This is a genomic window from Flammeovirgaceae bacterium, assembly GCA_015180985.1.
Lineage (GTDB): Bacteria > Bacteroidota > Bacteroidia > Cytophagales > Cyclobacteriaceae > UBA2336.
The window spans coordinates 1,222,257-1,234,424 of record CP054185.1 but is presented as its reverse complement, the minus strand read 5'-3'; the positions used below and the strand labels follow the sequence as shown (position 1 = coordinate 1,234,424).

The window sequence follows — 12,168 nt, the reverse complement described above, 5'->3', positions numbered from 1 at the left end:
TTACCAGAAATCAGGTCGGACGTTGGAAGCATTTCTAAAAATAATCCGGCAATCTTCCCGTATCAGGGGGGGGTCAAGCAATACAACCGGCAACTCATGCCTGAAAATAAATCGTGAAGCTTTGCTAACTGAACAAAAAGATACCACACCAAAAGCTTCAGCATCCTGATCGGTAATCGATTTCACATTACCTCTAATCTTAATGGCGTTTGGCTGAAAGATATCTGTAGCACCTTGTTGTTGAGCTTGCACAAGTTTCCAAAAATTGTAGGCCGATTCGGAAAGGCTTAGCTGTTCAACTTCAACATGATATTTTCTGAAAAAGCGGAATGGCTCTACCGGTATTTTGCCTAAGAATACATTGTAAAACGAATTGTCGTTTATGAATTGATTGTTTGACACTGTTGCCCGGTTACTGAAATCGCTTACCCAACAGGTACAGCAACTGCATGTACCAAAGGCACAGGCCGGAGGATCGGGAACTTCACACATACAGTTGGGGTCAATCCGTGTTTTATTAGCCGGATCCGTTTCAACCTGATAGGTGCCTGTCCACCTCCAACGGAAAAAATTGGGTTCTCCGGCAACGCCCTTTGAATCAATATAAATTCCAATGGCGTTCTGGGGTTGCGTGCCATCATTTTGATTTATTGAATTAGGAAGAAACACAAGCGAAAGGCTGTCAATCTCACCGGCCGGAAAAACCTGTTGGGTATCTGAACGAAATTCACGTCCATCCGCAAGCTGAATATAAAGACTATACGCCCTCCCAACCACAACGCCCCAGTTATCCGGTGTTTGGTACTTTCCGGTTGATGTTTCAACCAGGCCGGTTGTTACATCGGTTGTCTCATCTTTTATACGAACGATGGCTCCACTAACAAACTCCCGGTTTGTATAATCGTTCGATAACTCGGATGTATAGGTTAGCGTAACGGTATGCGGGCCGGGCTCATCGGTAATGGTAGCATCAACTACCAGTTGAGGTGATGAGTCGATTCTTGGAATGTTAAACGGATCAACGCAGCTTCCGATTAAGGCTGCTACCAACACAATTACTGTCTTCTTTAACATTTTCATCAGAACTTGAACGTGTAGTTAATAGTTGGAATAACTGTGCCTACTACAGAAAGCTGGTAGGGCTTAAGAATACCCCATTGATCCTGCTGGAAAAAGACTGAGTACGCATTTTTTCTGCCGTAGAGGTTATAGGCAGAAATAACCCAGGTGCCATCCCACAATTTTTTCCGCTTGTGATTGCCCTCAATAATAAAGGCTATATCCAGGCGGTGGTAGTCGGGCAACCGGTATGTATTGCGTTCCGGAAAATCCGAAATGCCAATGCCATCCACGTAGTAAATATGGGCCGGAAGTGAAATGGGCCGTCCGGTATGGTAGGTAAAGTTCCCTGAAAAGTAATGCCTGCGGCTTATAGCATAGCGCCAGGTGAGGTTAACCACGTGGGGCTGATCGAAATTAGCGGGGAAAAATTTTCCGTTATTAATCTTTTCAATTTCATCGTTACCATTTACCTGCCTGAATGAGCGTGAGAAAGTGTAATTCATATTTCCCTGCAGCCGTCCCCTGAGTTTGGTTGCCGAAAGTTCAACACCATACGACCTCGCTTTACCGGGAAGCAATGCCGTTTCAAGTTTATTATTCAAAATCAAACTTGCTCCGTCTTTAAAATCGAGAATGTTGGCAATATGCTTGTAAAACAACTCGCCATATACTTCATAGGTATTCTCTTTCAGATTTCTGAAGTACCCTGCCGAAACCTGATCGGCCAGTTGGGGTCTGAAAAAACTGTTGCTTGATTGCCAAACATCTACCGGAGTTACCGCGGCTGTGTTGCTAATCAGGTGAACAAATTGATATAAACGGTTATACCCGAATTTTAATGAACTGAATTGATTCAACGAATATCGCGCAGCCAGGCGGGGTTCAGGTCCGTGATAAAATTTAATGAGGCTGCCAGCCGGGTATTGGGCAGAATCAATTACATTTTGCGGCTCAAGAGGCTGACCGGCTTCGTAATCATAAACAGTGCCTGGTCCAAGCCGGGCATACAACGCATACCGGATGCCGGCATCCAGGTTGATGCGGTTTCCAAGCTTAAATGATTCGCTAAAATAAACTCCGGCTTCAACTGCATTCTCATCAGCAATTGAAATAGCCGGAATAAGGGATGCCGGTGTAGACGGCCTAAGCGTGCCCGGTTTAAAATTGTAATACGTAGCCTGGAAACCGAAGGCCTTCGGATTCCTGTCGTTGTAATTGAAGTCGGCCCTAATGGATGGATATACAATACCATATGTCAAATCAAACGCTTCGCGTTCATCCGCTTCGTTCAGCGTATAACGATAACCACCCATACCCATGGTTATGCTGTAAAACAGCTTATCGCTTACGGCCCTGTCAAATCGTGCTGAAACGGCCAGATTATTCCATTGAAAAAGAGTGTCATTGGTAAGCCGCATACGGTCACGGCTGAAATAGCCCGAAAATATCAGCTTGCTTTTGGCAGAAAACTTATGCGCTAATTTAAACGAGCCATCATAAAACTGTACCGAGCTGTTCTGCAGGGTTGTATAATCAGAATTGACCAACTTGAGCATCCAGTCGGAATAAGTCGCACGTACCGAAGCGATAACCGAGGTTGTATCTTTTTTTATAGGGCCGCCAACAGTTAAAAATGTTGAGATGAAGCCTATGCCACCGCTGCCGGTCCAGCGGTTATAGTTTCCTTCCTTTGAGGTAACGTTCAAAACCGATGATGCCCTGCCTCCAAACTCGGCTGGAATACCCCCCTTATAAAACGCTACCTGGTTTATGGCTTCAGCATTAAATGCTGAGAAAAATCCTAATGCATGCGATGTATTGAAAATCGGCAACCCATCATAAAGCACCAGGTTTTGATCGGTGCTTCCTCCCCGTACATTAAAACCAGCAGCCAGCTCGCCCACTGTAGTTACACCCGCTTGTGTTTGCACCTGCTTTACAACATCTACCTCGCCCAGGAAAACGGGAGTCCGCTTCATTTCACTTACCCGCAAGGTAACCTGCCCAATAGTTGAATTTACAATGGCCTGATCAGTCACAATCACTTCTTCCAGTACAATTGGAACTTCCTCCAGGATAATATTTAAACGTCCGCTGGTGTAAATCTTTAAATCAATAATTTCTTCTGAATAGTTGGCATGGCTGAAACTAACCAGATTACTTCCGGGTGACAACGTAAGTTCGTAAGCACCTTGTTCATTGGTGGTGGTTCCCCGCTCCGCGTTAAGCAGGGTAATGGTGGCATTACGGACAGGCGAAGAAGTTTTCTCATCGGTAACAAGTCCGCGCAAAACCAGTTTTTTGTCAGGATGGTAATCGGCAGGATTGCCAATAACCAGTTGTTCAACCTTTTTACGCTGAGCTACTGCTTTGGCCAGCAAACGTTGACGTTCAATTTCTCGGGACGGATCTTTAACCAGTATAATACCATAACCGCTTAATGCCGTATAGGTAATATCGGAACCCTCCAGCACCTGATCTAAAATCCTGCCCAACGGTAAATTAGTATACGCCCTGTCTATGCTGAGATACTCAATCCAGTTGGAATCATAGAAAAAACGCACCCCGGTTTCCCGCTCAACTTTTTCGATAAACTGCAGGAAAGACACCGGCACTTCGGAGGGCAACAGGGTTACCGGATGAGCAAATTGCTGCTGAGCCTGAATTGAGTATGCAAGTCCCAATAGCACAACAAGTAACCCGATACCCTTCCTGAACAGCATTAGCCGGCTACGCAATATTTAAAAATAATTAAAAATGAAAATCCGATCCATAAAATCAATTTGTATCGGTGTGTTTTGCTTTTCTTCCGCGGTTGTGTTGATTAAACCAGTCAATAACCCGCTCGGCAATATCCTGGATAAACTTTGGCTCCTGCGGACCGTGAGGCGTACGCGGGTACGAAACCATTTGTGTTTTTACACCCAACCTTTTCAACGCCATGTATAACTCCTGCCCCTGCGAAATCGGTACACGCAAATCACGCTCACCATGGATTACCAGCGTTGGTGTTTTTGCATTTTTTACGGCAAACATGGCCGAGTGCCGGGCATACACATCGGTGCGATCCCACAATTCTCCGCCAAAGTAGTCGGGTATGAAATCAGGAATATCAGCCGTACCGGTAAAGCTTATCAGGTTGGTAACGCCTGCACCAACCATGGCGGCCTTAAACCGGTTGGTTTTTGTGATGATCATGGACGTCATGTAACCGCCATAACTCCATCCGGTAACGCACAAGCTGTCCGGATGCACCAGCCCATCAGCAATAACCTTATCCACTCCCGCCATGATGTCGTCATAATCGCCAAAGCCCCAGTCGTTTTTATTGGCCTGGCGAAATTCAACACCATACCCTGAACTACCACGCGGGTTAGGCCGAAGTACTGCATACCCTTCGCTGGCAAAAGCCTGAAGCGGGTAAATGGTACTGGCACCTGTATAATTCTGGGTGAAAACTCCGGCAGGACCTCCGTGAATATTCAGGATAAGCGGATACTTTCTGCCGGCTTGGTAATTAGCCGGATAGGTAAGCAAGCCGTCAATGATATATTTTCCGTCCTTCGATTTCCAGGAAATCACTTCAGTTTTGGCATGAGGCTTAGCGGCAAAGTCGTCATTGATGGAGGAAATTTTACGCAGCTTCATATCCTTTAAGCTCATTACATACACATTGGCAGGGACGGATGAGTTTTGGTAAATACACGCCATCTGGTCAGTTGCTTTATTAAAGGTGGCATTGGTGTGCATACCCTCAGCGGGTGTAATTATTTTAGCCGGCTTGCCGTCAACCGGCAGGGAATACACAACCCGCGTGGTACGGTAGGCCTCAGAAATAAAAATGCTTTTGCCATCGGCTGCCCAGGATAGAATCTGAAAACTGCCATCAAATGTTGGGGCCAGTTTTTTGGGTGTTCCGCCTGTAGCGGGAACAATGTACACATCATTGGCTCCCGACCAACTAACAACATCACCGCCCGAAAAAAAAGCGAGCCACTGGCCATCGGGCGAGTAAACGGGATTGGCATCCTGGCCTTTGTTCGCCACCAGTTTTTTAACAGCACCACTATCAGCAGGTATTGTGCTAATATCCGTTGTAGGCCACTCGTTAAGCGATGCATTAATCTGATGCGCAAAGGCAATTGTTTTTCCATCGGGCGACCAGGTTAAATCGGTCACGTGAAAATCACCACCGCTAAGGCGCTTCACCGGATATTTACCCCTCGCATCTTTCGCTAAACTCACCGTATAGATATGTGCGTTCTTATAGGTATCGGCAATTTCCATATCACGTTTTTCTTTCCTGTTTTTCTCTTCTTGTTCAGTAAGCGGGTCAGTCATGGTGAATGCTATGCGTTTGCCATCGGGCGACCAGGCGAACTGGCCCACGTTATTTTTCTGGTTTGTCACCTGTTCTGCTTCTCCGCCTTCTAATGAAATAACATGCAATTGGGTTCGGTCGCTGCCGCGCGAAGAAATGAATGCCAGCCACCGGCTGTCGGGCGAAAACTGCGGATTGGAGCAAGACTTATCGCCAAATGTAAACTGGCGATTCATGCTACCATCGGTGGAAGCCACCCAGATGTGTGTGAGGAACTCCGATTTATCACCTTCCATCAGAGGTACAGAAACGGTGTAGGCCACGCGCTTGCCATCTGGAGAAATAACAGCCGAAGTCAGCCGCTTGAATTTCATCATTTCAGCGGGAGTCCAGGCACTTTGTGCAAATGCAACCACTGAACAAAGGAGTAGAAATGGCACGGGTCTCATAGCAATAACTTTAGGGTGAGGAAGATAGGATTAATACTAACAACCTTCAATTAAATAATGATCAACGTAACTCCTCATTTTAAAGCCCGAATCATTTCGCGCTTTCCGGGGGGGCCTTGCAGGGCTTCGACCATAAGACCGGCCGCTTTTAAATCGCGCTTCACCTGCCCTTTGGCGCAGTACGTTACCAATACACCACCGGGCCTAAGCCAACCGGCCACTTTTGCCAGTATATTGCTCGTCCACATTTCAGGCTGCTTTTGAGGAGCAAAGGCATCATAATATATAAGGTCCAGGCATGCCTGAGTCAGTTCCAAATCATATACCGATTTGGGCATCTTATGAATTACAAATTCAGGAGTTACCGGCACGGGCTCATTCCACGCAACGCGGTGAAGGGTGTTAAACAAAGTCTGATCATCGTTTGTAGTCGCATAATTCAATTGCGACCAAACCGACTCACCCAAAGGCTGAGGCTCAAGCGCTATGTAGTGAAGTTTAACCATAGTACCTGCCAGGTGTTTAGCCGTGAGCCAGGCATTCAATCCTGTGCCAAAGCCTACTTCAAGCACAGCAATCGCTGCAGGTGATCGGGCAAGAAAAAACTCCAGGCCGTGTTTTATAAAAACATGCAGCGACTCATTCATGGCGCCATGCAGTGAATGGTAGGTCTCATTCAGTGCATGATTTTTAATAGTATGCGATCCGTCTTCCGTTATGATGATTTCTATCATGGTTACCTACTGGGCCTTCCGTTACATTGGTATTAAATGAACCTCAGTAAAGCAAATGCACGGGTTTCCGCCCTGCTTATCCTACAATATATTGTTTTTGGCGGAGTTATACTTTACATCGGCAGGCCGCTCTTTATTCCGCTTTCATTTTCCTTACTGATTAGTTGCATTCTCTATCCTGTTTGCATATGGCTTGAGCAGCACCGGATTAAAAAGATGGCTGCCATTCTAATCAGTCTGTCGATTATTTTTGTTTTGATGGGCGCCATCGCCTGGTTATTTACACTTCAGCTACTGAGTTTCTTTAAAGAGTGGACCACCTTGCAGGATAAACTGCTGCAAACATTCCATGCATTCAGTGCCTGGATTACGCAGGAACTAAATATCAGTGCCGAGCGACAAAACGAATGGCTGAAAAATCTTGGTCAGCAGTCCGGATCGGATACCATGAGCTTTATCAGGAAAACCATTTCTGCCGGAACGATTTCAGGTGTGTTGTTTATTTTAGTTCCGGTTTACGTAGTGCTGATTCTTTATCATCGCGACCGGTGGGTTAATGTGCTTTACCGGCTTTTTCCAACGCAGCGCAAGGAGCAAATCCGCGAAATCCTTCACCTTAGCATCCAATCCTACTACAATTTTATTAAAGGTATGCTGTTGGTTTACCTGATTGTAGGTGTACTGAACAGTTTAGGTCTTTACCTGATTGGAATTCCTCACCCGGTTTTATTCGGATTTACGGCCTCTATCCTCACGTTCATCCCGTATCTCGGAATCATTATTGCAGCACTGCTGCCCATCACCATTTCATGGATTACGTATAACTCCATCTGGTACCCCCTTGGTGTTATTGCCGTATTCGCAGTGGTTCAATACCTGGAGGCGAATGTAATCTTTCCGCTTGCCGTAAGCAGCCGCCTGAAACTTAACGCATTGGTTACCATTGCAGCCATCGTTACCGGAGGTATACTGTGGGGTGTGGCCGGGTTAATTCTTTTCATTCCGTTTTTAGGCATCATAAAGATAATTGCCGACCGCACTCCTTCATTAAAAACATGGTCCATGCTGCTGGGAAGCGGAACGACAAAATAATGTTCTTAGTTTTTTACAATCAAAGCCACGGCATACGCACATACGCCTTCTTCACGACCTATGTAGCCAAGTTTTTCATTAGTAGTAGCCTTAATACTAACGCCATCTGCCGGGATTTGAAGCACGGGTGCCAGCACGGCCCGCATGGACTGTATATGCGGATTGATCTTTGGCCGCTCCAGGCAAACCGTACAATCCACATTACCAACCCGCCACCCCTTTGCATTTAGCATGCGCACTACTTCAGTTAAAAAATGTCTGCTGTCTTTACCCTTCCATTGGGGATCGGTGTTAGGAAAATGGTAGCCGATGTCGCGCAATCCGGCAGCGCCCAGTAAGGCATCGCATAAGGCATGTATAAGTACATCGGCATCGGAGTGGCCGGTAGCACCTTTATCGGCAGAAATTTTTATGCCGCCAAGCCAAAATTCCCGGCCTGCCTCCAGTTGGTGCACATCGAAACCGAAACCTATCCGCATATTCATGCTGCTTCTGCTTTTGAACGGTAATGCATCACACAAAGATTTTCATCCTTCAAAATCGCTGTTGCTTTTTGCATTATCGCTTCGATGGATACATTGTTAATCACCTCCTTTTCACGGTTAACGTGGTTCACATCACCCGATAAGGAAGAAAATGCCAGGCTCATGGCACGGTTCATTACCTCTACTTCATCAAACTCAAGGGCGGTTTCAGCCTGGTTTTTAACTTTTTGTAATTCGGGCTGCTCTATGCCTTTTTTTATTAGTTCATCAATAATTCCTAAAACAGCCTCTTCGCCTCGTTTGGTGGATATGCCGCTCTTTAATCGTCCGCTGATGACCAGCAAACCCGGATCAATCGAACCTAAAACATAAGCTGATATGGAAGTGAATATTTCCTTCTCTTTTACCAATTGCGAATACAGCCGGCTTGATTCGCCACGCCCCAGAATGTCCGACAGTTGATCAACCGCATAAAAGTCGGGGTGAAACCGGCCCGGCATGTGCCAGGCCATATAAAGTGCGCTGGCCGGTACTTCGGCCTCAACTTCTAATATGCGCTTACGTTTTTGCACAGGTTCAGCCGGCACCTTCCGTTCCTTTTTTTTGCCGCGCGGTATGGGCGCAAACCATTTTTCCGATAAGCTCTTCACCTGGTTAACCGTTACATTGCCGGCCACAACCAGTACCGCATTGTTTGGAATGTAGTGCGTATAGAAAAAATCTTTTACATCCTCAAGCGTGGCACCCTCAATATGAGCAGGCTCTTTACCGATGGTGGCCCATTGATAGGGATGCACCTGGTACGCCAGCGGCCGTAGTTTCAGCCACACATCGCCATAGGGCTGATTGAGGTAGCGTTGTTTAAATTCTTCAATCACCACTTTGCGTTGTACATCCAGCACCTTCGGGTTGAACGATAATCCCAGCATGCGGTCGCTCTCCAGCCAAAAGCCGGTTTCAATATTCGTGGCCGGAACGGTTAAGTAATAATTGGTGATGTCGGTGTTGGTGAACGCATTATTGTCTCCGCCTACCAACTGCAGCGGCTCATCGTAGTTGGGGATGTTGACTGAGCCGCCAAACATCAGGTGTTCGAACAAGTGAGCAAACCCCGTTTTATCCGGCCGCTCATCGCGCGAGCCGACATCGTACAAAAGGTTCAGCACGGCTATCTGAACGGTCGGATCTTCATGAACAATTACATGTAGCCCGTTGTCAAGTCTAAACTCAGAAAACGAAATCATACTATGACCCAATTGTCTTTATATAAGCCTCAGCCGTCATTACCGGAATCTTTGCAAGTTTATAGTCTTTAAGGTTCCTTGTAAGCAGTAAGTTCACATTATTTTCTGAAGCCGTGTAGTATTGAACCGCGTCCTCAAAATCAGAAAATCCTGAAGCTAATGCCCGGTCAATTACTTTATCTGTTGTTGCCAGTATATGAACCAGCGTTTTGAAGCCCATTAGAATTTTTCTGGATTCACGTTCCGAAAATTTTTTGCGAAGCAAAAAGTGTGTATTGGCAAAGCTAAGCGTTGATACACATAATGTAATGTCGCCTCTATCGGCTTTAGAAAAAAGAATAGCAGCACTTTTATAAAACGGATTGCGCTCGGCCAATAAATCAAGAATAATGTCCGTATCGACAAACGCCCGATCCATTACTTGTATTTGCGATCGAGAAAGTCGGAGTATCCGCGTTTGTAATCAAGTGACTTACCTTTTAATACACCGGACAAACTCCTGACCAGCGGGGTTAGTTCATCCGATTCCTGCTGCGTTACCTTATCCAGGTAATTTTCAATCATCTTCGATAAACTCGTTTTTTGCTTTCGGGCAAAGCGCTTACCCCTCTCAATGGTTCGCTTTTTAAGTTTTAAAGTTAATTTAACTTCTTCCATGCGTACTTAAGCTACGTACAAAATTAAACCATATATACGTATAAACAAGTTTGTTCTCAGCCCTTAACTTTGCTACTTTCTATTGTGTATGAATTTTGATAAAGAAAATCTCAACTCCGCTAAACTCATTCATCTTTACCAAGCTCTTGTGCGACCCCGTTTAATCGAGGAAAAAATGCTGATACTCCTTCGGCAAAATAAAATCAGCAAATGGTTCAGCGGCATCGGGCAAGAGGCCATTGCCGTTGGCGTAACCGAGGCCCTTCAGCCTGACGAATACATTCTGCCTATGCACCGCAACCTGGGTGTGTTTACCTCGCGCAACATGCCCTTCGAACGACTGTTTGCGCAATGGCAGGGTACACTGGGCGGGTATACTAAGGGCCGCGATCGCTCTTTTCACTTCGGCAATAACAAATACCGCATTGTCGGTATGATCTCACACCTCGGCCCGCAAAACGGTGTGGCCGATGGCATTGCACTGGCCAGCAAACTGAACAAAGAGAAAAAAGTTACGGCTGTTTTTAATGGCGATGGCGGCACCAGCGAAGGCGATTTTCATGAAGCAGTTAATGTGGCTGCCGTTTGGGATTTGCCTGTAATCTTTGTGATTGAGAACAATGGGTATGGCCTGTCAACCCCCAGCCACGAACAATTTCGCTGTAAAAGCTTTGCAGATAAAGCCATTGGTTACGGCATTGAAGGCATTCAGGTAGACGGCAATAATGTACTGGCTGTGTACAACACCGTTTCAAAACTTGCCGAAGATATCCGCAAAAATCCAAGGCCGGTTCTTCTTGAGTGCATCACCTTCCGTATGCGCGGCCATGAAGAGGCCTCGGGTACCAAATACGTGCCGAAGGAACTGATGGAGCAATGGGCCAAGAAAGATCCGGTGGACAACTACGAGAAATTTTTGTTTAGCGAGGGTATCCTTACGGAGAAGGAAGCTGAAGCCATCCGAAAAAAAATCAAAAAGGAAATTGAGTCCGGCCTGGCTATCGCTTTTGAAGAAACACCACCCCAACCCAATACCGCACAGGAACTTCAGGATGTTTATGCGCCTTTTACTCGCGCCATTATCACGCCTTCATCCGACAAAAAATCAGAAAAACGATTTATCGATGCCATCAGCGATGGCTTACAACAAAGTATGGAGCGCCATGATAATTTGGTGCTGATGGGCCAGGACATTGCCGAGTACGGTGGCGTATTTAAAATTACCGATGGGTTCGTAAAGCAATTCGGTAAAGACCGCGTACGAAATACGCCCATTTGCGAATCGGCTATTTTGGGTGCCGGTCTTGGGCTTTCCATTAAAGGGATGAAGGCCATGGTGGAAATGCAGTTTGCCGATTTCGTGTCAGAAGGTATAACACAAATTGTAAACAACCTGGCCAAAACCCATTGGCGCTGGGGGCAGCAGGCCGATGTGGTGGTGCGAATGCCCACCGGTGCCGGCACAGCGGCCGGTCCGTTTCACTCGCAAAGCAACGAAGCCTGGTTTTTTCATACCCCGGGATTAAAAATCGTTTATCCCTCAACTCCTTACGATGCCAAGGGCTTGCTGTGTGCAGCCTTTGAGGATCCTAATCCCGTGATGTATTTCGAACATAAATTATTGTATCGATCCATTAAAGAAGAAATACCGGACGATTACTATACCCTCGAAATCGGTAAGGCAAAAACGGTAACCACGGGTACCGATTTATCTATCATCACGTATGGCATGGGCGTGCACTGGGCTAAAGAAATTCTGGAAAGCATGTCCGGAGTTTCAGCAGATATTATCGACCTGCGTACCCTGTTGCCGTGGGATACCGAAACTGTTTATGAATCCGTTAAGAAAACCAGCCGTGTAATGATCTTGCACGAGGACACGCTAACCGGTGGTATTGGTGCCGAAATCAGTGCCTGGATTACCGAACATTGCTTTACCTGCCTGGATGCTCCGGTAATGCGTGTGGCCAGCCTGGATACCCCCATCCCGTTTGCTTCCACGCTTGAACAAAACTTTTTGCCTAAAGGACGACTGAAAAACAAGATTGAAGAATTGCTGGCGTTTTAACAAAAGGTTTTATAATCCGGCAAATTGCGCGTTTTTCGTACCTTAGCCTGCTTTAT

General features: G+C 46.2%; 10 protein-coding genes. 2 read left to right on the top strand and 8 right to left on the bottom strand.

Going from position 1 to position 12,168, the window contains the following annotated elements; translation table 11 throughout:
• The 4 genes from HRU69_05865 to mnmD all read right to left on the bottom strand — a co-directional run bounded on the left by HRU69_05865 (position 1) and on the right by mnmD (position 6,566).
• Complete coding sequence (locus HRU69_05865) at positions 1 to 1,074, bottom strand: DUF4249 domain-containing protein (GenBank protein ID QOI97048.1); 1,074 nt, start codon at positions 1,072 to 1,074, stop codon at positions 1 to 3.
• A 5-nt stretch (positions 1,075 to 1,079) separates the two neighbouring features.
• Entirely contained in the window at positions 1,080 to 3,785 is a 2,706-nt protein-coding gene (locus HRU69_05860) for a carboxypeptidase-like regulatory domain-containing protein (GenBank protein ID QOI97047.1), read from the bottom strand.
• Positions 3,786 to 3,840: 55 nt separating this feature from the next.
• On the bottom strand, positions 3,841 to 5,832 hold the full coding sequence (locus HRU69_05855; GenBank protein QOI97046.1) for a S9 family peptidase: 1,992 nt from the start codon (positions 5,830 to 5,832) through the stop codon (positions 3,841 to 3,843).
• Between the two features lie 74 nt (positions 5,833 to 5,906).
• Positions 5,907 to 6,566 carry a tRNA (5-methylaminomethyl-2-thiouridine)(34)-methyltransferase MnmD gene (gene mnmD / locus HRU69_05850; GenBank protein ID QOI97045.1) on the bottom strand — a complete coding sequence of 220 codons (660 nt, stop codon included), beginning with the start codon at positions 6,564 to 6,566 and terminating at the stop codon, positions 5,907 to 5,909.
• A 36-nt stretch (positions 6,567 to 6,602) separates the two neighbouring features.
• Here mnmD and HRU69_05845 point away from each other — a divergent pair, with 36 nt between their 5' ends.
• Entirely contained in the window at positions 6,603 to 7,658 is a 1,056-nt protein-coding gene (locus HRU69_05845) for an AI-2E family transporter (GenBank protein QOI97044.1), read from the top strand.
• 5 nt (positions 7,659 to 7,663) lie between these two features.
• On the opposite strand, the gene HRU69_05840 is transcribed toward HRU69_05845, so the two are convergent.
• The 4 genes from HRU69_05840 to HRU69_05825 are packed head-to-tail and all read right to left on the bottom strand — an operon-like array spanning position 7,664 to position 10,044.
• Positions 7,664 to 8,143, bottom strand: coding sequence for a 2-C-methyl-D-erythritol 2,4-cyclodiphosphate synthase (locus tag HRU69_05840; protein QOI97043.1), 480 nt, complete (start codon positions 8,141 to 8,143; stop codon positions 7,664 to 7,666).
• A complete protein-coding gene (locus HRU69_05835; GenBank protein QOI97042.1) occupies positions 8,140 to 9,387 on the bottom strand; it encodes an insulinase family protein in 1,248 nt (415 codons plus the stop codon). The genes HRU69_05840 and HRU69_05835 overlap by 4 nt, the downstream gene beginning before the upstream one ends.
• 1 nt (position 9,388) lies before the next feature.
• The gene (locus HRU69_05830; protein QOI97041.1) at positions 9,389 to 9,805 is read right to left on the bottom strand and encodes a PIN domain-containing protein; all 417 of its coding nucleotides are present in this window, start codon (positions 9,803 to 9,805) and stop codon (positions 9,389 to 9,391) included.
• Positions 9,805 to 10,044: a hypothetical protein gene (locus HRU69_05825; GenBank protein QOI97040.1), complete on the bottom strand. Its 240-nt coding sequence runs from the start codon at positions 10,042 to 10,044 to the stop codon at positions 9,805 to 9,807. The genes HRU69_05830 and HRU69_05825 overlap by 1 nt, the downstream gene beginning before the upstream one ends.
• 88 nt (positions 10,045 to 10,132) lie before the next feature.
• On the opposite strand from HRU69_05825, the gene HRU69_05820 reads away from it, so the two are divergent.
• Entirely contained in the window at positions 10,133 to 12,112 is a 1,980-nt protein-coding gene (locus tag HRU69_05820; protein QOI97039.1) for a dehydrogenase, read from the top strand.
• Positions 12,113 to 12,168: the final 56 nt, after the last annotated feature.